This is a genomic window from Amycolatopsis sp. NPDC004378, from assembly GCF_053602455.1.
The window spans coordinates 61,304-86,093 of the sequence record NZ_JBSGDR010000017.1; the positions used below are offsets into that span (position 1 = coordinate 61,304).

Here is a 24,790-nt window from a genome sequence, read left to right on the forward strand (position 1 = left end):
GTGCTCGACGACACCGCCCGTGGATCATGTCCATGCCCGACCGCGGCGGCTCTCCTCGGCCGCGGCCGGACGGCCGACGCGGTGGCCGACGACGTCACCGAGCTGGACCTCCTCCTGCCGGCCACGGGCATCGCATTGCCCGGAGGCGAGCGGCTGCTCACGCTGGTCCGTCGCGGCCCGACGGCGCCCCGATCGCGGGCCGGACAGGCTCGCGTGATCGGGTGGGCATCACGCGCACCTGGGCGGGCAGCAGCCGTGATCGGACGGGCATCACCCGTGATCGGACGGGCATCAGCCGTGATCAGGCGGGCATCACGTGTGATCGGGCGGGCATCAGCCGTGATTGGAGAGGCATCACGCGTGATTGGAGGGTCGACACGGGGTGGGCCGTAGGGTCGGGGCATGGAGATGCTGCACCTGCGCTACTTCGTCGCGGTCGCCGAGGAACTGAACTTCTCCGCGGCCGCGCGGAAGCTGCACATGGCCGCGTCGCCGTTGTCGCAGCGGATCAAAGACCTGGAGCACGAGCTGGGGCGGCAGCTGTTCGACCGCAGCACCCACCACGTCACGCTCACCGACGCCGGGGCGGCGTTGCTGCCGCTCGCGCGGGACGTCCTCGAGCAGGTCGGGGCCATTCCGTGGAAGCTGGAAGAGGCCATGCGGCCGCAGCGCAGCACCGTCTTCCTCGGGATGCCCGCCGGCGTGCACCCCGCGCTGCGCGAGCGCGTCAAGGCCCTCGCCGAGCGGGTCAAAGCCCGCTACGAGCTCAAGCGCTGGCCCGGCACCACCGCCGACCTCGTCCAGGGCGTGCACGAGGGCAAGCTCGCGCTCACCCTGGCCCGGCTGCCCGTCACCGACCCGGCGCTGGAGCAGCTGCCGGTGATGTCGGAACGGCTCGGCGCGGTCGTGCCCGCCGACCGGTTCGCCGGGCGGGACTCGGTCAGCCTGGCCGAGCTGAAGGAATTCCCGTACGTCGCCTCACCAGGGGAAATCACCCCGGCGTATTTCGACCAGCTCGACCACCAATTGAACGAACTGGGCGTCAAGAAACGCATCCGGTTGACCAACACGGGCTACGGCGGGACGTCCGAAATCATTTCCAGTGGCGAGGCCTTTTCCATTTCCATGCTCGACGCGAAGTCCCCGATGCACGGCTACCGGCTCGACAACGTCACCGTGCTGCCCTTCACCGACTTCCGGCCCCAGCTCGACACCGGCCTGCTCTGGCACCGGGACCGCACCGAGGGCGACCTGCGCGAACTCGTCAAAGCGGCCAAAGAGATCTTCGCGGAGCCCCTCAGCACGTAAAAAGAAACGGTATGACCGCCGTGGTCATACCATTGTGCGTATCATGATCATTCCCTTTCACGCCGGCCGCGCCTACGTTCGTAAGTAGAGCGAAAGAGCGCGAAAGGACGAACGATGAACAGCACCGGACCGCTGGACGGCGTGCGCGTGATCGACCTCTCGACCGTGGTGATGGGCCCGTACGCGGCGCAGATCCTCGGCGACCTGGGCGCCGACGTGATCAAGATCGAGTCCCCCGCGGACACCGTCCGGGTGGGCCAGTACCGGACCACGCCGGGCATGACCGCGCTGAACCTCAACGTCAACCGCAACAAGCGCAGCGTCGCCCTCAACCTCAAGGACGAGACCGAGCGCGAGCAGGCCCTCAAGCTGATCGACACCGCCGACGTGCTGATCACCAACATGCGCCCCGGCGCGCTGAGCCGCCTCGGCCTGAACTACGCCGACGTCGCCGAGCGCAACCCGCGCCTGGTCTACGCCCACGCGCAGGGCTTCCGCAGCGACTCCGCCCAGGCGGGCAACGCCGCCTACGACGAGACCGTGCAGGCCTCCTCCGGCCTGGTCGACGTGGCCAACCGCGCCCTGGGCGAGCCGGTCTACCTGCCGACGATCATCGGCGACAAGGTGTCGTCGCTGACCATCGCCTACAGCGTGCTCGCCGCGCTGGTGCACCGCGACAGGACCGGGCAGGGCCAGCAGATCGAGATCCCGATGACCGACACGCTGCTCGCGTTCAACCTGGTCGAGCACCTCGCCGGGCACACCTACGAGCCGGCCGAAGGCCCCACCGGGTTCGCCCTGTCGATGACGAAGGGCCACGCCGCGGTCCGCACCAAGGACGGCCTCGCCTGCGTGATCCCGTACAACCCGAAGAACTTCCGCGACTTCTTCGCCGCGGCCGGGCGCCCGGACCTCGCCGAGGACCCGCGCGTGAACGGCGACGCGATCGACCGCGCCGACAACGAGTGGCTGACCGGGCAGATCGCCGAGTGCGCCCCGGCGCTGACCACCGGGGAGTGGGCCGAGGTCTGCGCGAAGCACAGCATCCCGATGGCGCCGGTGCTCGAGCTGGACCGGGCGCACGAGGACCCGTACGTCCGCGACGGCCACCTGCTCGACACCGTCGAGCACCCGAGCGAGGGCGCGATCCGCACGGTCGGCATCCCGGTGAAGTTCTCCGCGACGCCCGGCTCGATCCGCCGCCTGGCCCCGCTGGCCGGCCAGGACACCGAAGAAGTCCTCGCGGAACTGAACTGAAAGAAGCAAGACGATGGACGTACGCACCGAACGGATCGGCAGCACCCTGCTGATCACGATCGACCGGCCGCAGGCCCGCAACGCGGTCAACGCCGCCGTCGCGGCCGGGCTGGCCGCGGCCCTCGACGAGCTGGAAGCCGACCCCACGCTGCGAGCGGGCGTCCTGACCGGCGCCGAGAACACCTTCAGCGCCGGCATGGACCTCAAGGCCGCGCTCAAGGGCGAGTCCCCGGACATCCCGGGCCGCGGGTTCGGCGGTCTGACCGAGGCCGAGCTGGCCAAGCCGCTGATCGCCGCCGTCGAAGGGTTCGCCATGGGCGGCGGGTTCGAGCTGGCGCTGGGCTGCGACCTGATCGTTGCCGGGGAAGACGCGAAGTTCGGTCTCCCGGAAGTGAAGCGCGGGCTGATCGCCGCGGGCGGCGGCGTGCTCCGGCTGCCGAAGCGGATCCCGCACCACCTGGCGATGGAGTTCCTGCTCACCGGCGAGCCGGTCACCGGCCGCCGGGCGGGCGAGCTGGGCTTGGTCAACCGCGTGACGCCGAACGGCGACGCCGCCGCCGTCGCGCTCCAGCTGGCCGAGAAGCTGGCGGAGAACGCGCCGCTCGCGCTGGCCGCCGTCAAGAAGATCGTGCGGGCCGCGGACCCGAAAGCCGCGCAGCGCGAAGAAATCAAGAACCTGATGCAGTCGAACGACGTCCGCGAGGGCATGACCGCCTTCGCCGAGCGCCGCGCTCCGAAGTGGACAGGCGAATGAAGATCGAAGAAGTCCGGCAGCACGTGACCACTCCCCTGACCGCCCCGGCGTTCGCGCCCGTGGTCCCGAGGTTCACCGACCGCGAGTACCTGAACATCGTCTACCGCACCGACGCCGACGCCCTGCGGGCCGTCGTGCCGGCGCCGCTGAAGGTCGAAGAACCGTTGGTGCGCTTCGAAGTCATGAAGATGGGCGACGTCTCGGGCTACGGCCCGTACACCGAGTCCGGCCAGGCGATCGAGGTCAGCTTCGACGGCGAGCGCGGCGAGTACCTGCACGCGATGTACCTCGACAACTTCGCCGCCACGGCTTCCGGACGCGAAGTGAGCGCGTACCCGAAGACCGTCGGCAGCCCGGATCTCCATGTCGACAACGGTGTCCTCGTGGGCACATTGGACTACGGGACGCTCCGGGTGGCGACCGCGACGATGGGCTACAAGCACCACGAGCTGGACGCCCGCGAGGCCGAACGCCAGATCACCGTCCCGACGTTCATGCTCAAGACGATCCCGGGCTACGACGGCACCCCGCGCGTGCAGGAGCTGGTGCGCACCGAGATCACCGACGTCGTGGTCAAGGAGGCCTACACCGGCCCCGCGCGGCTGCAGCTGTTCCAGCACGTCCTGGCCCCGCTGGCCGACCTGCCCGTGCTGGAGGTCGTGTCCGCGAGCCACATCCTCACCGACCTGACGCTCGCCCCGGTCAAGCCGGTCTTCGACTACCTGAAGGGAGTCCGGTCATGAAGAACGCCGCAGTCATCGGCGCGGGAACGATCGGCCTGTCCTGGACGGCGTTGTTCGCGAGCCACGGCCTGACCGTCCGGGTCACCGACCCCCGCCCCGACCTCGCCGACGCCGTCAAGGAGGCCCTGGAGACGTTCGCGCCGCACCTCGGCACCACCGCCGACGACCTGGCGAGCCGCGTGCACATCGCCGCCGACGTCACCGAAGCCGTGAAAGACGCGGATGTCGTGCAGGAGAACGGCCCCGAGAACGTCGAGTTCAAGAAGGACCTCTTCAAGCAGCTCGTCGAGGAAGCGCCGAAGCACGCGCTGCTGCTGAGTTCGTCGAGTGCCATCCCGTCGACGGCGTTCACCGGCGAGATCGACGGCAGCCGCGTCCTCATCGGACACCCGTTCAACCCGCCGCACCTGATCCCGCTCGTCGAGGTCGTTCCCGGCGAGCAGACCAGCCTGGAAAGCGTCGAAAAGGCCGTCGAGTTCTACACCTTCCTCGGCCGGACGCCGGTCGTGGAGCGCAAGGAGATCCCCGGCTTCGTCGGCAACCGGCTGCAGAACGCGCTCAGCCGCGAGGCGATCTACCTCGTCGAGCAGGGCGTCGTCACGCCGGAAGACCTCGACAAGGTCATCACGAATTCGCTCGGGATCCGCTGGGCGACCGTCGGGCCGTTCCTCGGCTCGCACCTCGGTGGCGGTCCCGGCGGGTACCGGCACATGGCCGAGCACATCGGCAAGTCCATGAAGAAGATGTGGGCCGGCCTGGGCACGCCCAGCCAGAGCCCGGAAGAGCAGGAACGGCTGATCGAAGCCGTCGAACAGGCTTACGGCTCCTCCACGTACTCGGAACTCGCCGAGACGCGCGACCGCAAGCAGCTGGCCGTTCTGCACGCAGTGGAGGAGAACTGAGATGGAATCCCTGACCGCCGACTTCTACGACTTCGAGGCGCTGCTCCCGGACGACGAGCACAAGCTGCTCGTCAAGGCGCGCGAGTTCATGCAGCACGACGTCAAGCCGCTGGTGAACGAGAACTGGGAGGCCGGCACCTTCCCGAAGGAACTGATCGGGATGTTCCGGGAGAGCGGCCTCGCGGGCCTGCCCTACGAGGGCTACGGCGAGCACAAGCCCGCGGTCAGCCACCTGCTCACCGGTATGATGGCGATGGAGATGAGCCGCACCGACGCGTCCGTGGCGACGTTCTTCGGTGTCCACAACGGACTTGCGATGTACTCGATCTACAGTGGAGGGAGCCAGGAGCAGCGTGACCGCTGGCTCCCCGAAATGGCCGCCATGGACAAGATCGGCGCGTTCGCGATGACCGAGCCGCTCGGCGGGTCCGATGTGGCCGGTGGCATGCGCACGACGGCCAAGCGACAAGGCGACACCTGGATCCTCAACGGTGCCAAGAAGTGGATCGGCAATGCGACCTTCGCCGACTACGTCGTGGTGTGGGCTCGCGACCTGGATGACAACCACGTCAAGGGGTTCGTCGTCGAGAAGGACATGCCGGGCTTCGTGCCGGAGAAGATCCAGGGCAAGACCGCGTTCCGGATCGTCGAGAACGCCGAGATCACGCTGACCGACGTCCGCGTGCCGGAGGCGAACCGCCTGCAGGGCATCGACTCCTTCCGGGACGTCGCCGAGATCCTGCGCGCCACCCGCGGTGGCGTCGCCTGGCAGGCGCTGGGCGTGATGATCGGCGCCTACGAAGCCGCGCTCGCCTACTCGCAGGAGCGCACGCAGTTCGGCCGGCCGATCGCGAAGTTCCAGCTGGTGCAGGACCTGCTCGTGAAGAGCCTCGGCAACATCACCGCGTCGTGGGGCATGCTCGTGCAGCTCGCCCGGCTGCAGGACGCCGGGATCTTCAAGGACGAGCACTCGTCGCTGGCCAAGGCGTTCGTCACGTCGCGGATGCGCGAAGTCGTCGCCTGGAGCCGGGAAATCTTCGGCGGCAACGGGATCGTGCTCGGCTACGACGTCGCGCGGTTCTTCGCCGACGCCGAGGCGATCTACTCCTTCGAAGGCACCCGCGAGATGAACACCCTGATCGTCGGCAAGGCGATCACCGGGCAGTCCGCGTTCGTGTGACGCGCTAGTTCACGCAGCCGGCGGCCGTACTGGTCGCCGGCTGTTTCGCGGTCGACGACGGCGGCTGCGCCGAAGTCGCCGCGACCGGCCGCACACCGCCGGTCGCTTCGTCGCCCGAAGCCTGGACCGCCGGGGTGCTGATCGCCGTGCGCACGAACTGCTGGACCTGCGCCGGGTCGACCTTCACGGCATCGCCGTCCGACGGCGTCTGCAGCGACAGGCTCTGCACCGGGATCGTCGCGAACCCGATCGCCCCCGAGCTCATCCCCCGCAGCTGCTGCGCGAAGCTCAGAACGTCCCAGCCCCTGTCCAGCACGACCGACCCCTGCACCGCGCCGACCAGCGAGTTCAGCTTCGCCACGTCGGTGAACGTACCCGCGCTCAGCACCTTCTTCGCCATCGCGGACAGGAACGCCTGCTGCCGCGCGATCCGGTCGAGGTCGCCGTTGGGCAGGCCGTGGCGCTGCCGGACGAACGCGAGCGCCTGCGGCCCGGACAGCGTCTGGGGGCCGGCCGCGAAGTCCGCGCCGGAATAGCTGTCGTGCACCGGCGCCTTGAGGCAGACCTCGACGCCGCCGACGGCCTGCGACAGCGCGTCGAACCCGGCGAGGTTGATCGCCGCGTAGTGGTTGATCGTCAGCCCGGTGAACTTCTGCACCGTCTCGATCGCGGTCTTCGCGCCGGCCTCGTTCGCCGCCACCTCCAGCTGCGCGCCGGAAAGCCCTTGCGCGCGCAAGCCGGCCATCGCGGCGTTCTTGCCGCGGCTGTAGGCCGAGTTGATCTTGTGCTTGCCGTAGCCGCCCGCGATGTCCACATAGGAGTCACGCGGGATCGAGATCGCCGTCGCCGCGGCGCCGCCCGCCGGGATGTGCACCACGATCATCGTGTCGGTGGTGTCGCCGCCGTCGTCGCCGCTTCCGGCGTGCAGTGCGTCGAGCACGTTCTGTGGCAACGGGTTGCCGTAGGCGTCGGTGCGCGCGTCGATGCCGACGAGCAGGATGTTCTGGGCGGCTTTGAGCGGTTCGCCGGGAACGGTGTCGTTTTCGTCGACCTGCGCGGACGGCGGGATGACGTCGGCGGTGACCAGGCCGTGGTCCAGTTTGGCCAGCTGCGACCACAGGTACCCGGTGGCACCGAGCACCAGCGCCGACACGACGCCGAGCGCGACCCGCCCGCCGATGCGACGACCCCGGGACGACAGCAGCATGACACTTCCCCTTGCTTCCCTCGGGTGGAACCCCTCCTTCGAGGATCACCGCGTTAGCTGGGAATCAGCTGAGAAAGTTGTTGAAAGCTCGTGACGCTAGCCGATCGGCGCAGCCGTTCAACGGGTTTCGCGACGGACTGTGCCGGAACGCGTACGCGGAAGTGCTGTGGTCGCGGCCACAGTGGGGTCAGCGGGGCATCCGGCGCCAGATCGCGCGGGGCAGCAGCCGCATCGCGAAGAAGACCGGACGGAGTACGCCGGGCACCCAGACGACCCCGCGCCGCTTCCCCAGCGCGGCGACGGTCGCGTCGGCCACCTGGTCCGGCGTGCTGGAGAACGGCGCGGGGCTCATCCCCTCGGTCATCCGGCCGATGACGAAGCCCGGGCGGACGAGCAGGAGGTGGACGCCCGAACCATGGAGCGCGTCGGCGAGGCCGCTCGCGAAGCCGTCGAGCCCGGCCTTCGCCGAGCCGTAGACGTAGTTGGCGCGGCGCACGCGGATCCCGGCGACCGAGGAGAACACCACCAGGCTGCCGCGCCCCTGGGCGCGCAGCAGGTTCGCGGCGTGGGTGAGCACGCCGACCTGGGCGACGTAGTCGGTGTGCACGATCGCGGCGGCGTGCGCGGCGTCCTCCTCGGCGCGGGCCTGGTCGCCGAGGATGCCGAAGGCGAGCACGACGACGTCCAGCGGGCCGTGCTCGGCCGCGACCTGCTCGAGGAAGGGACCGTGCGCGGCGAGGTCGTCGGCGTCGAAGCCGGCGGTCGCGACGCTTTCGGCGCCGGCTTCGCGGAGGGTGGCCGCCGCCGCGGTCAGGTCCGCGCCCGGCCGTGCGGCCAGCACGACCTTGCCGCCCGCGCCGGCCAGGCGTTTCGCCACGGCCAGCCCGATCTCGCTGCGTCCGCCGAGCACCAGCACCGTTCCGCTCACCGCAGCAGTCTCCCAGCCCCGCGTGCGCTAGCGTGCCCGGGTGGGGCTCGTCGTGGACTTCGAGACGCTCGTCGAACGGCACCGGCGCGAGATCCAGGTGCACTGCTACCGGATGCTCGGCTCGCTGAGCGACGCCGAAGACCTCGCGCAGGAGACCTTCCTGCGCGCGTGGAAGGCCCGGGACAAGTTCGAGGGCCGGGCCAGCGCGCGGACCTGGCTGTACCGGATCGCCACGAACGCCTGCCTCGACGTCCTCGCCCGCCGGCCGCGGCGGGTGCTGCCCGACCAGCTCGGCCCATCCGGCGAGCCCGACGGGCCGATCGCCGCGGTCGACCTGCCGTGGCTCGAGCCGTACCCGGACCACCTTCTCGACGCGCCCGGGGCGGACGCGGTCGTCGTCGAGCGGGAGACGATCGAACTCGCCTACCTCGCCGCCGTCCAGTACCTGCCGCCGCGGCAGCGGGCGACCCTGGTGCTGCGGGACGTGCTCGGCTGGTCGGCCAAGGAAACGGCGCAGCTGCTGGAGACGAGCGTCGCGTCGGCGAACAGCGCGCTCCAGCGCGCCCGCGCGACGCTGCGTGAACGGCTGCCCGCGCGCCGTGCCGAGTGGACGGCCGGCGCGGCGACGGCCGAGGAAACCGCGCTGCTGAAGCGGTTCATCGCGGCCTACGAACAGGGCGACCCCGCCGCGGTCGCCCGGCTGCTGCACGAAGACGCCCAGGCCGTCATGCCGCCGTACGCCCGGTGGTTCGGCAGCCGGGACGCGATCGTGCGCGCCCTGTCGCTGTCCCTGGACCCGGCGTCACCGCAGTGCGTCGGGCGGTTCCGGATGCTGCCGGCGCGGGCGAACCGCCAGCCCGCGGTGGCGACCTACCTCCTTCGGCCCGGCGAGACCGCCTACCGCTGGTTCGGGGTGTCGCTGCTGACCGTCGAGCAGGGGCTCGTCACGGCGATGGCCGCGTTCGAGTCGGTCCCGGCGACCGCGTGGGACCTGCCGGAGACGTGGCCGGGCGAATGAGCACGATGACCACGGACGGGAATCCGGCCGTGACCGATGCCGGCAATCTTCCGCGCACCCGGCACGGGTGAACGACGTGAAAAAGCCCGGGCGGGTGATTCACGGGGAATCACCCGCCCGGGCGCACACACTCCCGGAAAGAAATTCTTCCGGTTTCGGTGTTTATTGCTTCAGGCCGCCGGGAGTGGTCACCGGGCGGCGGTCAGGCTGCTCGGTGCCGCTGCGGTGCGGTGCGCACCAGCCGACGCCGGTCATCGGCGGTCGTGCCGCCGAAGACGCCGTGGTCGAGGCCGTTGTCGAGCGCGTAGCTCAGGCATTCGGCGCGCACCGGGCAGCGCGCGCACACGGCCTTCGCCTGTGCGGTCTGCCGGGCGCCGGGGCCCATCTCGGAGATCGGGAAGAACAGTTCCGGGTCCTCGTCCTTGCAGGCCGCGAGTTCCGCCCAGCCCGTCATCGTGGCTTCCATTTCCTTGGTTCACCTCCCTCGGGATCTTCCTGATTCCCATTATTGTGGCGCGTCAACCGACTTGACCGCGCGCGAGGCGCGAGCGCATCCGCCGCGGTCAAGGGGTTTTGGCTTCGGTTCCCGGCTCACCCTCCGGGCAACCAAGACTGCAACACATGAGAGTACGCCTTTCTTCCGCGGATCTCGATGTCGATCACGTCACTCGATCGGCGAGACCACGCTCCAGCGCGACCCGCACGAGGGCCGCCGCGAGCAGCGCGAGGTCATCGCCGGGGACGAGCTCCGCGAGCCGGCCCGGCTCGGTCGGCAGGCCGAGCTTTTCCGCACCCTGCAAGGCCTTCCGGTCCAGGTGCGGGCGGAACTCCGGCCACACCAGCTGCACCTCCCTGGTGAAGATCTCGGCCCCGACGGGCCCCAGCCGCGGCACCTTCCCGAGCAGCCGCGCCAGGGTCCGGAATTCGCCGTTCGCGGCCTCGCGCACCCGCCGCAGATCGCCGCGGTACTCGTCGAGGAGGTACCGCGCCCCCTCGCCGAGCGCCGTGGCCGTCTGTTCGTCGTAGCGCTTGTAGTGCGCCCGGCCGAGCGCGTCGACCCGCTGCTGCCAGGTCGCCTCGACCATCGCCTTGGCCGTGCCCAGGCCCGCGGCCCGCAGCTGTTCGGCCGCGTCGACCGCGATGCCCGCCTTGATCCGGGTCGAGAGCAGCACCGACAGCACCAGCAGCCGGTACAGCGGCGCCGGCTGGTCGGCGAGCTTGATCCCGGCCTCGGCGGCGTACGTCGGGCCGGCCTCCGCCAGCAGGCGCCGGATCGTGTCTCGGTGGGTCATCGGGCCCGGGTACCCGGCGATCCGCCGCTCATTCGTCACCGCTGGTCACCGATCCGGCGCAGCGCATTACTCCTACCGGGCAGTCTTGATCGAATCGTTACACGTAGCGGTCACCTCGGCGCACTTGTTCCTGTGGAGGCGAGGGGTGGTGAGGGGACTGTGTGCGGTGACGACGGGTTCGACGCGTTCTTCCGCGCCGACTTCCCCCCGCTGGTGGCGTTCCTCTGCAAGGCCGGGTTCGAGGTCGAGACGGCCCGTGACGTCGCCGCCGAGGCGATGCTGCACGCGCTGGAGGCGTGGCCGACCCTCGAGGACCCGCGGGCGTGGGTGCGCCGCGTCGCCGGCCGGCTGCTCGACGCGGCCGGCGACGCGCGCGCGGACTGGACCCCCGCGGGCGACCCGCAGGACGACGAGAAGCTCGCCGCACTGGTCGACCAGCACGCGGGGCTCATCGACCTGCTCGCCTCCCTCCCCGGTCAGCAGCGGATGGTGCTGGCGTGGTCCCTCGACGGGTTCACGCCGACGCAGATCGCGAACGCGCTGCGCATCGCCCCCGCGACCGTCCGCTCCAACCTCCGCCACGTGCGGGAACGCCTCAGGCGCCACCGGGCCGCGCGGCCCGACCAGCGGGACAGGGAAGGGTGAGCACCATGCCGGCAACCGAGTACGGGGATCGGGCGACCACCGAGCTGCTGCGGGACGCCAACACCGCGCTGCAGGACTCGCTGCGCGTCGGCCTCGACGTGGAGGGCACCCTGCTCCGGGTGCGCAGCCGCGCCCTCGTCCGGGAGATCGCCGCGGCGCCACCCGCCGAAGCGTTCCCGGCGCACTGGCGGCGGCACGACGAGCCGGTCGCCGACGCGATCGCCGGCGACGTCGCCGCGACCGCCCGCCTGCTCGCCACGATCCGGCCGCTGGTGGTGCGCTACTGCCGGGCCCGCGTCGGCCGCAACGAGCGCTCCTTCGCCTCGGCCGACGACGTCGCCCAGGACGTGTGCGTGGCCGTGCTGACGGCGCTGCCGTCCTATCGCGACCAGGGCCGGCCGTTCCTCGCGTTCGTCTACGGGATCGCCCAGCACAAGGTCGCCGACGCCCACCGCGCCGCGGCCCGCAACCGCGCCGACCCGGTGCCCGAGATCCCCGACGGGGTGTCCGAAGCGGACGGTCCCGAGCAGCGCGCGCTGCGGTTCGAGCTCAACGAGCGACTGGCCCGGCTGCTCGACGTGCTGCCCGCGAAGCAGCGGGAGATCGTCGTGCTGCGGGTGGTCGTCGGCCTGTCCGCCGAGGAGACGGCCTCGGCGGTGGGCTCCACGCCCGGCGCGGTCCGCGTCGCCCAGCACCGCGCGCTGGCGAGGCTGCGAAGACTCCTGACCGGCGAAGAGGAGTGATCACCGGCCCACGCGGTCGAGAACGAAGTCGGCGAGCGCCGCGGCCGGCCCCGCCATCGACTCGCGGGCCAGCAGCATGAACTCGATGTCGCCGGGCTCGGGCAGGCCGTCGAGCTCGACGAGGTCGGCCGGCACCAGGCTGCGCGCGTGCAGGGTGACCCCGAGCCCGGCGGCCGCGGCGGCCCGCAGGCCGGTGAGGCTCGACGTCTGGCACGCCGCCCGCCATTCGAGGCCCGCGCGTTCGAGGCACTCGACGGCGAGCTGCCGGGTGATCGACGGCATCGGGTACTGCACCAGGGGCACCGGCTGCCCGGGCTCCAGCACGGTGGCGGCCGAGCCGATCCAGACGAGCGGCTCGCGCCACAGCAGCCGGCCGTGGTGCGCGCCCGGGCGGCGCTTGCCCAGCACCAGGTCCAGCTGCCCGGCGCGCAGGCGCTGCGCGAGGACGTCGGAGAGCTCGACGGTCAGCTCGACGTCCACCAGCGGGTGACTGCGGCGCAGCCGGTGCAGGATCTCCGGCAGCTCGCCGAGCGCGAAGTCCTCCGAGACGCCGAACCGCACGCGGCCGCGCAGCTCGGCGCCCCGGAAGTGCCGCTCGGCCCGCTCTTCGGTGTCCACGACGGTCTGCGCGAACCCGAGCATCGCCTGCCCGCGCGCGGTGAGCTCGACGGTGTGGGTGTCGCGCGCGAAGAGCAGCCCGCCCGAGTCGCGCTCGAGGCGTCGCACGTGCTGGCTGACGGTCGGCTGGCCGACCCCCAGCCGGCGCGCGGCCGCCGTGAAGCTGCGCGTCTCGGCGACGGCGAGGAACGAACGGCACAGGCGCGGGTCCAGCACGCGCTCAGCTTATCGCGATCCGCGATGACAGTCAGTCCGGTCATCGGGGTTCACAATGAGCGCGCGAACGCCGAGAATTGCCGTGGAAGGAGATCCATGTCCCGGCTTCGTCTTGACCCGTTCGTCCTCGCCATCCTCGCCACCGTCGGGGTCGCCACGCTGCTGCCCGCCTCGGGCGCGGTGGCCGACGGCTTCGGCACCGCCACCACGATCGCCGTCGGACTGCTGTTCTTCCTGTACGGCGCCCGGTTGTCCACCCAGGAAGCGCTCGAAGGACTGCGCCACTGGCGGCTGCACGCGGTCGTGCTCGCCGCGACGTTCGTGCTGTTCCCGCTGCTCGGCCTGGCGATCTTCCTGCTGCCGTCGTCGGTGCTGCCCGATCAGCTCGCCGCGGGAGTGCTGTTCCTCACCGTGCTGCCCTCGACGGTGCAGTCGTCGATCGCGTTCACCTCGATCGCGCGCGGCAACGTCGCGGCGGCGATCTGCAGCGCGTCGCTGTCCAACCTGGCCGGGATCGTCCTGACGCCGCTGCTGGTGGCGCTGCTGCTGGCCGGCGACGGCGCCGGGGTCGACGGCTCGGCCGTGCTCGGGATCGTGCTGCAGCTGCTCGCGCCGTTCGTCGCGGGCCAGCTGGCGCGGCGCTGGATCGGCGGCTGGATCACCCGGCATTCGGCGCCGCTCAAGGTGTTCGACCGCGGCTCGATCCTGCTGGTCGTCTACACGGCGTTCAGCGCGGGCATGACCGAGGGCATCTGGCACCGGCTCGACGTCGGCCACCTGCTGGTGCTCGTGGGCCTCTGCGGCGTGCTGCTGGCGGCGGTGCTGGGCGCGACCGGGTGGGGCGCGCGCCTGCTGGGCTTCGCCCGCGCCGACCGGATCACGATCGTGTTCTGCGGGTCGAAGAAGAGCCTGGCCAGCGGCCTGCCGATGGCGACGGTGCTGTTCGGGCACGCGCAGGTGGGGCTGATCGTGCTGCCGCTGATGCTGTTCCACCAGATTCAGCTGATCGTGTGCGCGACCCTCGCCCGCCGGTACGCGGCCGCACCGGAGGCCGAGGAGCTCGTCCCGGCCTGACCGATGAGTTTTCGCGGCGGCGCCCGTCGGTACGAGTGACCCTCACCGAAAGGCGGCACCCATGGCCAAGCTCCTCTACCACGTCACGATGTCCCTCGACGGCTTCATCGCCGGGCCCGCCGACGACATGACGTGGCTTTCGGGGCTGCCCGCCGGCCCCAACCCGGTCGTCGAACGGCTGCTCGGCGGGATCGGGGCGGTGCTCATGGGCCACCGCACCTACGCCCCGGCGACGACGGCGGAGGGCGAGGTCTACGGCGGCCGCTGGCGCGGGCCGGTCTTCGTGGTGACCCGCTCGGCGGCCCCCGTTCCCGGGTTCACGCTGGTCGACGACCTGCGCGAGGCCGTGGCGGCGGCGTCCGCGGCGGCCGGGGACGAATACGTCGCGGTGCTGGGCGCCGCGACGGCCCGGCGGTGCCTGGAAGCCGGCCTGCTGGACGAGGTCCTGGTCCACGTGGCCCCGATCCTGCTCGGCGACGGCGTGCGGCTGTTCGACCACCCGGGCGGCACCCGGGTGCGGCTGGAACCGCTGGAGCTCGGCCGCGCCGGGGCGATCGGCAACGCCTGGTACCGCGTGGCCTGACCGTCCCTTGTGGACTGATGTCCACTGTGGATGGTCCCGGGTTCACCGCGGCCGGGGCGACGGTTTTTCGCGCAGCTCCTCGGCGAAGATCGCGTCCACGCGCCGGCCCGCCCGGCGCAGGACGCGAGCCGAGGCGCGCACGAGGCAACCGGCCACGAAGGTGAACAGCAGGCCCATGCCGATGGCCGCGAGGTTCGCCACGAGCGCCTCCCGGTACTGGTGCGCCAGGTAACCGAGGCCCGCCCCGGCGGTGACCGCGTCGAGCAGCGCCAGCCGGAGTGCGCCCGGGGCGGGCAGGGTGGCTCGCGGTGACGCGCCCATCGCTCACCCTCCCGCCGTTCCGTTCAGCGGAGACGCCCTTGCAACCTAGACGAGCGTGCCCCGGCCGATGGCCACTTCAACCTGTTTGGCCTACTCGATCTGCCCGGATGGCCGCTGTGATAACTTGAAGCGAACTGGGTCTTCTGTGCAAATGCAAACCCCGTGCCGCCTGCGCGCCGGGGTCAGGGGGCGGTAGCTCAGTTGGTTAGAGCAGGGGACTCATAATCCCTTGGCCGCGGGTTCGAGCCCCGCCCGCCCCACGAGGCGGGGATTGCTGTTCGCAATCCCTTCGGGACTGCTCCCGGTGCCCGCAGTGCCTACCCCGGGGACAACCCCCGGGTGCGCCACGGTCGCTTCCGGTGGTCAGAGGTGGTTTTTGTCCACACAGGACTCAACGCTGGCGGTCGTAGACCATTGCCGTTTCTCCCAGTTCTCCTGCTTCGTGGTGGGTCAGCCGCCACCTCGACGGTGGTAGTCCGTCGTCGAACAGGCGGGGGCCGTCCCCGGCGATCTCCGGGCAGATCGTCAGGTACAGGCGGTCGAGGAGGTCTGCTGCCAGAAGGGGTTTGATGATGCTCGTGCTGTTGTTCACCAGGATGTCGCCCGAACCCGTGGCCTTCAGCCCTTCGATGACTTCTGGTGCTGGGGCGTTCACGATCTTCGTGCGGTCCCACGGCGGCTCCGTCAACGTCGTCGAGAACACCACCTTCTCCGCGTCCAGCAGCCACTTCGCGTATCCGCGTTCGCGCGGGTCGGCGTTCTCGTCCGCGGCCAGTGCCGGCCAGAAACCGAAGAAGTCCTCCGCGTTCAGCCGGCCGAGCACCGCCGTCGTCGCGCTCTCCCAGATCCGCGCCAGGTGGCGCCGGGCGACGTCGGTCGACACGTAGCGGACGATCGGGCCCAGGTCGGCGGGCCCACCGGGGCCGCGGTAGCGCCCGTCGAGGGTCAAGCTCACGTTCGCGGTCACCCTGCGCCCGGTCATCGGGAACCTCCGGCCAGCCACCTGAAGCCGTAAGCGTAGCCGAGCTGCGGGGCCGCGAACTCCTCCGCGACCTCGCCCGCGCCGTCGAGGGACAACGTCTCACCCGGCTGGGGCGGATCGGCGAGCACCGACGGCGGCACCCGGTCCAGCCGCCACACCGCCCGCGGCGGGCACCGCGGGTCGAAGCGGACCCGCACCGTGAACGACTCGCACGTCACCAGCGGCACGAACACGTACGACGACCGGATCGGCAGGCCGTCGCGGATCCGCAGCACCAGCGAATAAGTGTGGGTTTCGCCGCGCGCCAGCGGCCGCGGGAGGTCGAGCAGCCAGCGGAAGTGCCGCTGCCCCACCCGGTCCTCCGCCGCGATCCGGACCCCGTGCTGGGCGTCGGCCGCCACCCGCCGCTCGCCGTCTTCCCCGCCCTCGACGCGGGGCACCGTGAACTGCGCGGAGATCCGGTCGAGCCCGTCGCGCGTCGCCACGATCAGGCGTTCCTCGATCAGCTCCGGCTCGGCGGTGTCGAGCCGCACCAAGGCGTTGAGCCGCTTGACGAACCAGCCCTGGTCCGGATCGGGCTCGCCGTCGCCGGGCCGCGTGCCGGCCTCGATTTCCGCGGCCAAGCGGGCGAAGGACCGGTCTATCCGCCGCCGGGCCGTGCGTTCGGAAACCTTCAGCTGGTCGGCGAGGATCCCGACGCGGTCGCTGAGCAACGCGTGCTGGGACCCCGGGGCGATGCCCAGCGCGACGTTGACCGCCAGCCGGTCGTCGGCCGGGAACTCCGCGATCGCGGCGGAAATGGCGTCGCGCAGCACTCGCCGCGCTTCGCGGTCGTTCGCCGTCCGGTGGATTTCGCACCAGCCGGACAGGAGCGGGCCGAGCCGGCCGCGCAGCCGTTCGGTTTCCAGTCCCCAGCCGCGGCGCAAGGTGGTGAGCTCCCGGACCAGCCCGTTCTCGGTTGCCATGGGATTTCGATTGTGGCACGCGGACTTCCGCGCGATCGGCGGCACCGGCTGCGCCGATCAGGTGATTCGCCGGTGGCCAGTCCCTGGCCAGTTCCGCCGTGATTCGGCCCGCGCGCGGCCTTTGCCCGTTCCCCGGCTGACCGACCATTGCCCGGTCGACGGCATCGGGGAGGACGGGTTGCTCGACACCATGCACGCGCCCATCGACGTGGCCGGGATCCGCCGGCTGGCTCGCGACGGGCTGCTCGCCGACACGGCTTCGGCCGCCGCGCCGGGCGACCTCGCCCGGCTGCGCGGGGCCGTGTACACCGTGGCGTGGCCGCTGGTCTTCACCCGGATCACCAAACCGCTGGAGCGCCAGCGCCGGCACCCGGACTGCGCCCGCGGGCTCGAATGGCTGCGCCCGGACTGCCTCGACGGCTTCCACGACGACGTCGAGGCCGTCGTGGAGCACGCGCTGCGGCGCGCGACCGACCCGATCGACAACTTCGACGGCTGGCTGGCCACCCGGCTGAGCCCGGCGACGGTCGACGCGCACCGGCGGCGGCGCGGGGAGATCGGGGCGCTGCAACGCCCACGGCTCCCGGCGTGGCTGGGCGACGCCCTCGACGACGACCCGTGGCTGTGCGACCTCGCCGTGCAGATCCTGGTCTGGGCCGGGGTGCCGGTGACCGCGGGCGCCGAGCTGTGGCCCCTGGACGGCTGGGCCGCGCGCCGCGCCGGCCTCACCGGCGAGCCGCCGGCCGACCGCGACACGCTCGACCGCGAGGTGCGGACGGTCCTGGCCGCCATGCGCACCCGGCCGAAGTGGCACGCCGAGCACGTCGAACGCCCGCTCGGGCACAAACGGGCGCCGGTCGCGCCGATGCCGGCGGACGCCTCGGCCGAGCCCGCCCCGCTCCCGCTGGTCGGGCCGGACGAGGCCGACGACGTGCGGCTCGCGGGCCTGGCCGACCAGGCGCTGCGGGCGATCGAAGCCCGGCTGGACCGCGGCGAGGAAGCGACGGCGGCGGTCACCGCGGTGGTCCGGCGCGTGTTCGGCGCCGGCGCGAGCGCGCTCGACCGCTTGCCGCGCAACGGTTCCACGCGCGACGACTGGTTAACCACCGCCCTCGCCGACGAGGCCCGGCTGGCCGGGATCGTGGCCACCGTCCTGGCCGTCCTCGGCCGCTAGGCCCAGCCGCGCGCCGAGGACGTCGAAGAGCACGTCCGGCGGGCAGCCGGCAGCACGCGCCCGCATCCCGGCGGACGTCAGTTCGGCCAGCAGCACGGCGCGCACGGCCGCCCGGGTCGCGCGCGGAAGTCTCACGGGCGGGACAGCTGATCCGGCCACCCCGGCCTCCTTTCCCCGGCGCCGGTCCGGCCGGCCCAGCCATCCCCTGACGGACGGCGGGCAGCCGGAGCGACCTCGCCGGGCAAACCGCGAGCCGGGGTCAGCGCCACCACGACGGCGGCGGTACCGGCAACCGCAGTGCGCAGCCCGGCGGGGTGCCAGCCCAGCAACCGCGAACCAACGGGCCGCTGCCCCCACGGCGGCGGCACCGGCAACCGCAGCGCACAGCCCGGCGGGGTGCCAGCCCAGCAACCGCGAACCAACGGGCCGCGCCCGCCACGGCGGCGGCATCGGCGGCCGGGGTCAGCGCCACCACGACGGCGGCGGTACCGGCAGCCTCAGCGCGCAGCCCGTGTGGCCGCCCGCCCAGCAGTCCGCCAGCCAGCGGGTCAGCGCCACCGGGCCCAGGAGGCTGTCCTCCCAGACCGGGGTCAGCTCGCCCGCTCTGCGCAGCACCGTTTCCGCCGTCGTGCAGAACTCGATGATCGCGGCCACCGCGGCGTCGGCGCGCTCGGGCGGCCAGGCGACCGCGGCTCCGGTCAGCCCGGCGGGGATGGCCAGGCCGGTGCCGACGGTGCAGTTGCGGGCCAGCTGGACGGCGAGGTCGAACTCGACCGCTTCGGCGTGGCGCTGCCGGGCCCGCCAGCGAGGCGAGGCTTCGGCGGCGTGCAGCCCGGCGAGCCGGGCGGCGACCAGCCCGTCCCACACCGTCAAGAGCACTGCCCGCGTGTCGGCCGGAGGCGCGCCGGCGAGCTCGTGGGTGACGGCGCTGAGCCAGGCACACGGGTCCTTGACTTGACGATCAGCGGCGACGGTCACGGCAGTCAGTTTCGCACCGGCAAGCACGTCCGGCAGCAAGATGATCATGGTTCACGGCAGGACCACCCGGTCGGTGGCGAACCGTTGAGCGGCTGGGTAATTCCTTCGGGCACACGGGGTGACCGATCGGTCACGGCTGTGTCATCATGTCGGCGCTCAGTGCCGAGCACGCCCCTCGTCCGCTCCCCGAAAGGCACTCCCCGCGTGATCAAGATCAGCAAGAGCCGGGCCGGCACCCAGCGAGTGACGTTCAGCCTGCCGGCCGGTGCCCCGCCCGGACGGGTCAGCGTCGTCGGCTCGTTCAACGACTGGACGCCCGGCCGCCACCACCTGACCCCGCGCTCCAACGGCCGCCGCTCGGCCTCGGTCGACGTCGCCCCCGGGACGGTGATCCAGTTCCGCTACCTCGGCGAAAACGGTTTCTGGTTCGACGACCCCGACCTGGCCGACCGGGTCGACGGCAACTGCGTCTGCTCGGCGAACTGACTCAGGACCGGCGGCGCGGCCTCCCGCGCTTCGGGGCACCGCCGCCGGTGCGCCGGGCCGGCTTGGCCGCCGGCTTGCGCTCCGGGCGCTTCTTCTCCGGAGCCGCCGGCTGCTGCTGGCGTCCGCGCGTGCTGTTGACCGTGCGGCCCCGGACGATGCCGATGAACGTCTCCATCAGGTCCGTCGTCTCGTCCTCGAGCCACGAGAGCGCGACGCTCGACTGCGGGGCGTCCGTCACCGGGCGGTAGGTCAGGTCGCGGCGGTGGTGCAGCCGCGCCAGGGACTGCGGGACCACCAGCACGCCGACGCCCGCCGCCACCAGCTCGATGGCGTCAGCGGTCGTTTCCGGGCGCGCCTGGGCGGGCCGGCCGGGGAGGGAAGACCACTCCACCGTGTCATCCAGCGGGTGCAGCACGACGTCGTCAGCCAGGTCCGCAGTGGACACTTCCTCCGCCGCCGCGACGAAGTGGTCCTTGGCGACCACGACCACCGTCGTCTCGGTGTACAGCGGGATCGCGTGGAGGCCGTCGCGGTCGATCGGGGAGCGCAGCAAGGCCGCCTCCGCTTCGCGCGCGCGCAGCACGGCCGTGGCCTCCGCCGCGGCGACCGGCACCAGGGTCAGCGGTACCTCCGGCACGCGCTCGCCCCAGGTCCGGACCCACTTGGCGGGCGTCGCGCCCGGGACGTACGCGAGGCGGAACGAGGTCACCGGGTCAGGTTACCGGGCGGGGCGCTGGCTACCCTGGACGGCATGACGTCGCACAAGACCGACCAGACGATGAAGCCCGCGACGGCGGCCAAGAAGCTGGGTGTCTACCTCGAAGCCACGCCCGCCGAGTTCCAGGAGGGTGTCGTCTCGCGCGACGAGCTGAACGCGCTGCAGGCCGACCCGCCGGAGTGGCTGCGCGAGCTGCGCCGCACCGGCCCGCACCCGCGGCCGGTCGTCGCGGCGAAGCTGGGCGTCTCCATCGGCGGCCTCACCCGCGGCGGCATCACCGAAGCGCTGACCACCGAGCAGATCGACGCGCTCAAGGCGGAGAACCCCGACTGGCTGGTGCGGGAACGCGCCACGCAGGCCGAGGTGCGCAAGGAAACCGTGCGGGTCAAGGAGAAGAACCGCTGACCACGTCGGAGGAGGCCGCGCGCCTCGACGCCGAAGACGAGCTCGCCGCGTTCCGGGACCGCTTCGTCCCGATCACCGACCCGGGCGTCGTGGCCTACCTCGACGGGAACTCGCTCGGCCGCCCGCTGCGCGCGACCGCCGAGCGCCTGCAGGAGGTCGTCGCCGACCAGTGGGGCGCGCGGCTCATCCGATCGTGGGAAGAACGCTGGCTCGAGCTGCCCGAGCGGATCGGGGACGAGCTCGGCCGCGTCGCGCTCGGTGCCGCCCCGGGCCGGACGATCGTGGCCGACTCGACGTCGGTGTGCCTGTACAAGACGCTCCGGGCGGCCGTCGCGCTCCGGCCCGGGCGCGACGAGATCGTCATCGACACCGGCAACTTCCCCACCGACCGGTTCCTCGCCGAGGCCGTGGCCGCGGAGCTCGGCCACACGGTCCGGTGGATCGAAGCCGCCGACGTCCGCCCGGAGGACGTCGCGGCGGTCACCGGCCCGCGGACCGCGGCCGTCGTGCTGTCCCATGTGGACTACCGGTCCGCGGCGATCGCCGACCTCGGCGGCATCACGGAACTGGTGCACGAGCGCGGCGGGCTCGTCGTCTGGGACCTCTGCCACAGCGCCGGCTCGATCCCGGTCGAGCTGGACACCGCGGACGCCGACTTCGCCGTCGGCTGCACGTACAAGTTCCTCAACGCCGGCCCCGGCGCGCCCGCGTTCCTCTACGTCAACGCCCGCCACCACGCGGAGTTCGGCCAGCCGATCACCGGCTGGATGGGCGCGGCCGACACGTTCGGCATGGCCGAGCACTACGTGCCCGCCCCGGGCATCCGCCGCGCGCTGTCCGGGACGCCGCCGGTGCTCGGCATGGTCGGTGTCCAGGAGGGCGTCGCGCTGCTGGCCGAAGCCGGGATCGAGCGGGTGCGGGCCAAGGCCGTCGCGCTCGGGCGCTGGGTGCTCGAGCTCGCCGACGCGTGGCTCGTCCCGCTGGGCTTCGAAGTGGCTTCGCCGCGCGACGACGCCCGCCGCGGCGGGCACGTCACCCTGCGGCACCCCGACGCCGAACGGCTGGCGCGGGTCCTCATCGAGAACGGCGTGCTGATCGACTTCCGCCGGCCCGACGGCATCCGCGTCGGGCTGAGCCCGCTGACCACCGGGTTCACCGAGGTCCGCGCCGCGATGGAGCGGATCCGCGAACTCGCCGGATAGTAGCCATGTACTTAATAGCCATGTACAGTATTCGGCATGAGCACTCCCGGGCACCTCATCTGGCGACTCTCCACGAAGTGGCGCGTGGCGGTCGACCGCGCGCTGGCGCCCGCGGGCCTCACGCACGCGCAGTACGTCTTCCTGGCCTCGCTGTTCGGGCTGGAACGCTCCGGTGCGGCACCGAGCCAACGGGAACTGGCCGACCACACCGGGCTTGAAGCCCTTTACGTCTCCAAGCTCGCGCGCTCCCTCGACGCCGACGGCCTGATCGAGCGCACCCGCGACCCGGCGGACACCCGCACGGTCCGGCTGGCCCTCACCGCCCGCGGCCGGGAGGTCGTCGAACCGGCGATCGCCACGGTGGCCGAGCTGCTCGACCGGCTCCTCGCGCCGCTCGGCGGGCGGGACGGCGAGCGCACCGCGGCCCTGAGCCGCGAACTCACCCTCCTCCTCGACACTCCCCTGAAGGACGAAAAATGACCCTGCACCACGAAGAAACCGGCTCCGGCACCCCGATCGTCCTCCTGCACGGCAACCCCGGCTCGTCGTACGGGTGGCGCAACGTCCGCCCCCACGTCGGCGCCGGCCGCCTGCTCGCGCCCGACCTCATCGGCATGGGCCGCTCGCCCAAGCCCGACATCGAGTACTCCTTCGCCGACCACGCCCGCTACCTCGACGACTGGTTCGACGCCCTGGGCCTCGACGACGTCGTGCTCGTCGGGCACGACTGGGGCGGCGCGCTCGCCTTCGACCACGCCGCCCGCCACCCGGAGCGCGTCCGCGGCGTGGCGTTCTTCGAGACCATCGTGAAGCCGATCGGCTGGGACGAGGTTTCGCCGCAGGCCGCCGAGCGGACGCGGAAGATCCGCACGCCCGGCGTCGGCGAGGAACTGGTGCTGGCGCAGGACTTGTTCGTCCGGCAGGCCTTCACCGGCGGCGTGCGGACGCCGGTGGCGGACCTCGAGCCGTACCTCGCGCCGTTCCCGACGCCCGAGAGCCGCCGTCCGGTGCTCGCCTGGGCGCGGCAGCTGCCCCTCGGCGGCGAGCCGGCCGCACTGATCCCGCGCATCGAGGCCTACGACGAGTGGCTGAAGACCAGCACCGGAACGCCGAAGCTGCTGATGACCTTCGAAGGCTCCCCCACGCTGCTCATCGGCGAGAAAACCGCTCAGTGGTGCGAAGAAAACATCGCCGCGCTGGACGTCGTGGCGTGCGGCGAAGCCGGGCACCACGCCCAGGAGGACCGCCCGAAGGAGATCGGCACCGAGATCGGCGCGTGGCTGGACCGGCACGGCCTTCGCTGAACCTCAGGTGTGCCGCAGCGCCGGGGCCGCGTCCACGCCGAGGACCCGGGCCGCGACCCAGGCCAGGGCGTCCGCGGTGCGCGCTGGGGTGTCCGAAGGCTGCATGACGTGGCTCAGGACGGTGCGGACGACCAGGTCGATCACGACGTCGATCTGCTCGTCCGTGAGCGCCGGGCGGTAGGCCGCCACGCGCGCGGTCAGCATCGCCTTCGCCTGCGTGAGCAGCGAGCCCGCCTCGGTGGTCAGCAGCGGCAGGAGCTCGGGGGCCGTGCCGTGCGTGGCGGACGCGATCGCGCGCAGCAGGATGTTGTCGTCGGCCAGCTCGAGGACCGCGCGGACGGCGTCGTAGATCGCTTCGACGAGGTCGGTTTCGTGCCGGTCGAAGGCGGCGCCGACGACGGAGAGGAACCGGTCGAGCTCGTGCGCGACCATCGCCTCGGCCAGCGCGGCCTTCGAGCCGATCTCGTTGTAGACGGTCTGGCGGCTGACGCCGACGACCTCGGCCAGCCGGGCCATGGTGACCGCCGGCCAGCCGGACCGCGCGGTCAGCTCGATCGCCGCGGTGATGATCGGCCGCCGGTGCTGGCCGCCCACGGACGGGGCCGGAACTGCGGCGCTCATGACCGTCATTCTAGGCAGCTCCCGCGAAGGCCAGTGCGTCGGACCACGGCCCCCGCGCGGCGATCCGCCTGCGGTACTTCATGATCTCGCGCGGGCGGTCGACGGTGAGCGCGCCGGCGAGGCGGTCGCCGCGGCGGTACAGCGTCACCCCGCCCGCGGACACCACCTCGTCGGCGCGCGGGGTGCCGACGAACTGGATCCGCCGGCCGTACCAGTCGGACCAGAAGTACGGCACGGTTTCGAGGGGGCGCGCGCCCGCCGGGTCGAGCGCGTGCCGGGCGGCGGCCGCACCCTGCTCGGCCGCGCTCGTCCAGTGCTCGAGGCGCATCGGCTCGCCGTCGAAGAGCGGGTTCGCGACGTGCGCGACGTCGCCCGCGGCGTAGACGCCGGGCGGCCCGGCGGCCAGGGTCGCGTCGCAGACCACGCCGCGGTCGCGCTCGTGCAGCGGCACCCCGCTGCCTTCGAGCCAGCCGGTGGCCGGGACCGCGCCGATGCCGGCGACCACGAGGTCGGCGGGCAGCACTTCGCCGCCGGCCAGGTGCACGCCGTCGTCGCCGACGCCGGTGACCTCGGTGGCGAGCCGCAGGTCCGTACCCGCCTCCCGGTGCAGTTCGGCCAGTTGTGCCCCGGCATCCTCGCCGACCGCCCGGACGAGCGGGACGGCCGCGGCTTCGACGATCGTCACCGGCAGACCGCGGTTGCGCGCCGCCGACGCGATTTCGGAGCCGATGAACCCGGCGCCGATCACGACGGTCCGCGCCCCCGCGTCGAGCGCCTCGCGCACCGCGACGGCGTCTTCGGCGGTGCGCAGCGTGCGTGCGCCGGGCACCGTCCGGGCCCGCGCGCCGGTGGCGATGACCAGCGCGTCGTAGCGGACGGCGGTTCCCGCGACGGTCACTTCGCGCGCGCCGGTGTCGAGGCTTTCGGCCGGGGCACCCAGCATCAGCTCGACGCCGAGCTCGTCCCGGAGCACGGCTTCGGGGTGGAAGGGTTCGACGCGGCCGGGGTGGTCCGGGTCCAGGAACGCCTTCGACAGCGGCGGCCGGTCGTAGGGCAGGTGCTCCTCTGCACCGACGAGGACGATCCGGCCGCGGTAGCCGGTGCGGCGCGCGGACTCCACCGCGCGCAGCCCGGCGAGCGAGGCGCCGACGACGACGAAAGCCATG

General features: G+C 72.2%; 30 protein-coding genes and 1 tRNA gene. 18 read left to right on the plus strand and 13 right to left on the minus strand.

Translation table 11 applies throughout. The annotated features are described in order from the left end of the window. The first annotated feature begins 402 nt into the window (after positions 1 to 402). The 6 genes from ACWEN0_RS36260 (at position 403) to ACWEN0_RS36285 (ending at position 6,144) form a co-directional block, all read left to right on the plus strand. A complete protein-coding gene (locus ACWEN0_RS36260; RefSeq protein WP_451984011.1) occupies positions 403 to 1,308 on the plus strand; it encodes a LysR family transcriptional regulator in 906 nt (301 codons plus the stop codon). A gap of 114 nt (positions 1,309 to 1,422) precedes the next feature. Further along, complete coding sequence (locus ACWEN0_RS36265) at positions 1,423 to 2,565, plus strand: CaiB/BaiF CoA transferase family protein (protein WP_451984013.1); 1,143 nt, start codon at positions 1,423 to 1,425, stop codon at positions 2,563 to 2,565. A 13-nt stretch (positions 2,566 to 2,578) separates the two neighbouring features. Further along, positions 2,579 to 3,319: a crotonase/enoyl-CoA hydratase family protein gene (locus ACWEN0_RS36270; protein ID WP_451984015.1), complete on the plus strand. Its 741-nt coding sequence runs from the start codon at positions 2,579 to 2,581 to the stop codon at positions 3,317 to 3,319. Next, positions 3,316 to 4,062 carry an acetoacetate decarboxylase gene (locus tag ACWEN0_RS36275; RefSeq protein ID WP_451984017.1) on the plus strand — a complete coding sequence of 249 codons (747 nt, stop codon included), beginning with the start codon at positions 3,316 to 3,318 and terminating at the stop codon, positions 4,060 to 4,062. Before ACWEN0_RS36270 ends, ACWEN0_RS36275 begins: the two co-directional genes overlap by 4 nt. Continuing rightward, entirely contained in the window at positions 4,059 to 4,964 is a 906-nt protein-coding gene (locus tag ACWEN0_RS36280; RefSeq protein WP_451984019.1) for a 3-hydroxyacyl-CoA dehydrogenase NAD-binding domain-containing protein, read from the plus strand. The genes ACWEN0_RS36275 and ACWEN0_RS36280 overlap by 4 nt, the downstream gene beginning before the upstream one ends. Position 4,965: 1 nt before the next feature. Further along, complete coding sequence (locus ACWEN0_RS36285; protein ID WP_451984021.1) at positions 4,966 to 6,144, plus strand: acyl-CoA dehydrogenase family protein; 1,179 nt, start codon at positions 4,966 to 4,968, stop codon at positions 6,142 to 6,144. A gap of 4 nt (positions 6,145 to 6,148) precedes the next feature. On the opposite strand, the gene ACWEN0_RS36290 is transcribed toward ACWEN0_RS36285, so the two are convergent. Then, a complete protein-coding gene (locus tag ACWEN0_RS36290; RefSeq protein ID WP_451984023.1) occupies positions 6,149 to 7,351 on the minus strand; it encodes an LCP family protein in 1,203 nt (400 codons plus the stop codon). Positions 7,352 to 7,538: 187 nt separating this feature from the next. Beyond that, entirely contained in the window at positions 7,539 to 8,279 is a 741-nt protein-coding gene (locus ACWEN0_RS36295; RefSeq protein ID WP_451984025.1) for an SDR family NAD(P)-dependent oxidoreductase, read from the minus strand. A gap of 40 nt (positions 8,280 to 8,319) precedes the next feature. Between ACWEN0_RS36295 and ACWEN0_RS36300 the strand changes: the two genes are divergently transcribed. Further along, positions 8,320 to 9,297, plus strand: a complete 978-nt coding sequence (locus tag ACWEN0_RS36300; RefSeq protein WP_451984027.1) for an RNA polymerase subunit sigma-70 — start codon at positions 8,320 to 8,322, stop codon at positions 9,295 to 9,297. 202 nt (positions 9,298 to 9,499) lie between these two features. On the opposite strand, the gene ACWEN0_RS36305 is transcribed toward ACWEN0_RS36300, so the two are convergent. Together ACWEN0_RS36305 and ACWEN0_RS36310 are read right to left on the minus strand one after the other, a co-directional pair. Further along, positions 9,500 to 9,763, minus strand: coding sequence for a WhiB family transcriptional regulator (locus ACWEN0_RS36305; RefSeq protein WP_451984029.1), 264 nt, complete (start codon positions 9,761 to 9,763; stop codon positions 9,500 to 9,502). A gap of 193 nt (positions 9,764 to 9,956) precedes the next feature. Continuing rightward, the gene (locus ACWEN0_RS36310) at positions 9,957 to 10,589 is read right to left on the minus strand and encodes an endonuclease (RefSeq protein ID WP_451984031.1); all 633 of its coding nucleotides are present in this window, start codon (positions 10,587 to 10,589) and stop codon (positions 9,957 to 9,959) included. Between the two features lie 159 nt (positions 10,590 to 10,748). Here ACWEN0_RS36310 and ACWEN0_RS36315 point away from each other — a divergent pair, with 159 nt between their 5' ends. Together ACWEN0_RS36315 and shbA are read left to right on the plus strand one after the other, a co-directional pair. After that, positions 10,749 to 11,234 carry an RNA polymerase sigma factor gene (locus ACWEN0_RS36315; RefSeq protein WP_451984033.1) on the plus strand — a complete coding sequence of 162 codons (486 nt, stop codon included), beginning with the start codon at positions 10,749 to 10,751 and terminating at the stop codon, positions 11,232 to 11,234. A 146-nt stretch (positions 11,235 to 11,380) separates the two neighbouring features. Next, positions 11,381 to 11,977, plus strand: a complete 597-nt coding sequence (gene shbA / locus ACWEN0_RS36320) for an RNA polymerase sigma factor ShbA (protein WP_451984166.1) — start codon at positions 11,381 to 11,383, stop codon at positions 11,975 to 11,977. On the opposite strand, the gene ACWEN0_RS36325 is transcribed toward shbA, so the two are convergent. Further along, complete coding sequence (locus ACWEN0_RS36325; RefSeq protein WP_451984035.1) at positions 11,978 to 12,811, minus strand: LysR family transcriptional regulator; 834 nt, start codon at positions 12,809 to 12,811, stop codon at positions 11,978 to 11,980. Positions 12,812 to 12,907: 96 nt separating this feature from the next. On the opposite strand from ACWEN0_RS36325, the gene ACWEN0_RS36330 reads away from it, so the two are divergent. Continuing rightward, on the plus strand, positions 12,908 to 13,885 hold the full coding sequence (locus tag ACWEN0_RS36330) for a bile acid:sodium symporter family protein (protein ID WP_451984037.1): 978 nt from the start codon (positions 12,908 to 12,910) through the stop codon (positions 13,883 to 13,885). Between the two features lie 61 nt (positions 13,886 to 13,946). Continuing rightward, on the plus strand, positions 13,947 to 14,468 hold the full coding sequence (locus ACWEN0_RS36335) for a dihydrofolate reductase family protein (protein WP_451984039.1): 522 nt from the start codon (positions 13,947 to 13,949) through the stop codon (positions 14,466 to 14,468). A 42-nt stretch (positions 14,469 to 14,510) separates the two neighbouring features. On the opposite strand, the gene ACWEN0_RS36340 is transcribed toward ACWEN0_RS36335, so the two are convergent. Next, the gene (locus tag ACWEN0_RS36340) at positions 14,511 to 14,789 is read right to left on the minus strand and encodes a hypothetical protein (protein WP_451984041.1); all 279 of its coding nucleotides are present in this window, start codon (positions 14,787 to 14,789) and stop codon (positions 14,511 to 14,513) included. A 186-nt stretch (positions 14,790 to 14,975) separates the two neighbouring features. Here ACWEN0_RS36340 and ACWEN0_RS36345 point away from each other — a divergent pair. Further along, positions 14,976 to 15,049: transfer RNA gene (locus ACWEN0_RS36345), tRNA-Ile, on the plus strand. Positions 15,050 to 15,180: 131 nt separating this feature from the next. On the opposite strand, the gene ACWEN0_RS36350 is transcribed toward ACWEN0_RS36345, so the two are convergent. Together ACWEN0_RS36350 and ACWEN0_RS36355 are read right to left on the minus strand one after the other, a co-directional pair. Beyond that, positions 15,181 to 15,771: a dihydrofolate reductase family protein gene (locus ACWEN0_RS36350; protein WP_451984043.1), complete on the minus strand. Its 591-nt coding sequence runs from the start codon at positions 15,769 to 15,771 to the stop codon at positions 15,181 to 15,183. Next, positions 15,768 to 16,736 (minus strand): hypothetical protein, encoded by a 969-nt coding sequence (locus ACWEN0_RS36355; RefSeq protein WP_451984045.1) that lies wholly within the window; start codon positions 16,734 to 16,736, stop codon positions 15,768 to 15,770. The genes ACWEN0_RS36350 and ACWEN0_RS36355 overlap by 4 nt, the downstream gene beginning before the upstream one ends. A gap of 178 nt (positions 16,737 to 16,914) precedes the next feature. On the opposite strand from ACWEN0_RS36355, the gene ACWEN0_RS36360 reads away from it, so the two are divergent. Next, positions 16,915 to 17,910, plus strand: a complete 996-nt coding sequence (locus tag ACWEN0_RS36360) for a hypothetical protein (RefSeq protein WP_451984047.1) — start codon at positions 16,915 to 16,917, stop codon at positions 17,908 to 17,910. Here ACWEN0_RS36360 and ACWEN0_RS36365 read toward each other — a convergent pair. Continuing rightward, positions 17,836 to 18,069, minus strand: a complete 234-nt coding sequence (locus tag ACWEN0_RS36365) for a hypothetical protein (RefSeq protein ID WP_451984049.1) — start codon at positions 18,067 to 18,069, stop codon at positions 17,836 to 17,838. The two genes, ACWEN0_RS36360 and ACWEN0_RS36365, sit on opposite strands and share 75 nt — an antisense overlap. A gap of 303 nt (positions 18,070 to 18,372) precedes the next feature. Then, complete coding sequence (locus ACWEN0_RS36370; protein ID WP_451984051.1) at positions 18,373 to 18,888, minus strand: hypothetical protein; 516 nt, start codon at positions 18,886 to 18,888, stop codon at positions 18,373 to 18,375. A gap of 204 nt (positions 18,889 to 19,092) precedes the next feature. On the opposite strand from ACWEN0_RS36370, the gene ACWEN0_RS36375 reads away from it, so the two are divergent. Further along, a complete protein-coding gene (locus tag ACWEN0_RS36375; RefSeq protein WP_451984053.1) occupies positions 19,093 to 19,374 on the plus strand; it encodes an isoamylase in 282 nt (93 codons plus the stop codon). Between the two features lies 1 nt (position 19,375). Here ACWEN0_RS36375 and ACWEN0_RS36380 read toward each other — a convergent pair whose 3' ends face one another. Further along, positions 19,376 to 20,083 (minus strand): LysR substrate-binding domain-containing protein, encoded by a 708-nt coding sequence (locus tag ACWEN0_RS36380; protein WP_451984055.1) that lies wholly within the window; start codon positions 20,081 to 20,083, stop codon positions 19,376 to 19,378. A gap of 42 nt (positions 20,084 to 20,125) precedes the next feature. On the opposite strand from ACWEN0_RS36380, the gene ACWEN0_RS36385 reads away from it, so the two are divergent. The 4 genes from ACWEN0_RS36385 to ACWEN0_RS36400 are packed head-to-tail and all read left to right on the plus strand — an operon-like array spanning position 20,126 to position 23,003. Next, on the plus strand, positions 20,126 to 20,497 hold the full coding sequence (locus ACWEN0_RS36385; protein ID WP_451984057.1) for a DUF5997 family protein: 372 nt from the start codon (positions 20,126 to 20,128) through the stop codon (positions 20,495 to 20,497). Then, complete coding sequence (locus ACWEN0_RS36390) at positions 20,494 to 21,699, plus strand: kynureninase (protein ID WP_451984168.1); 1,206 nt, start codon at positions 20,494 to 20,496, stop codon at positions 21,697 to 21,699. Before ACWEN0_RS36385 ends, ACWEN0_RS36390 begins: the two co-directional genes overlap by 4 nt. 36 nt (positions 21,700 to 21,735) lie before the next feature. Continuing rightward, entirely contained in the window at positions 21,736 to 22,179 is a 444-nt protein-coding gene (locus ACWEN0_RS36395) for a MarR family winged helix-turn-helix transcriptional regulator (protein ID WP_451984059.1), read from the plus strand. Beyond that, positions 22,176 to 23,003, plus strand: coding sequence for a haloalkane dehalogenase (locus tag ACWEN0_RS36400; protein WP_451984061.1), 828 nt, complete (start codon positions 22,176 to 22,178; stop codon positions 23,001 to 23,003). Before ACWEN0_RS36395 ends, ACWEN0_RS36400 begins: the two co-directional genes overlap by 4 nt. A gap of 3 nt (positions 23,004 to 23,006) precedes the next feature. Here the strand turns inward: ACWEN0_RS36400 and ACWEN0_RS36405 are convergent, their stop codons facing one another. Together ACWEN0_RS36405 and ACWEN0_RS36410 are read right to left on the minus strand one after the other, a co-directional pair. Further along, complete coding sequence (locus tag ACWEN0_RS36405) at positions 23,007 to 23,633, minus strand: TetR family transcriptional regulator (protein WP_451984063.1); 627 nt, start codon at positions 23,631 to 23,633, stop codon at positions 23,007 to 23,009. Between the two features lies 1 nt (position 23,634). Beyond that, positions 23,635 to 24,789, minus strand: coding sequence for an NAD(P)/FAD-dependent oxidoreductase (locus tag ACWEN0_RS36410; protein ID WP_451984065.1), 1,155 nt, complete (start codon positions 24,787 to 24,789; stop codon positions 23,635 to 23,637). Position 24,790: the final 1 nt, after the last annotated feature.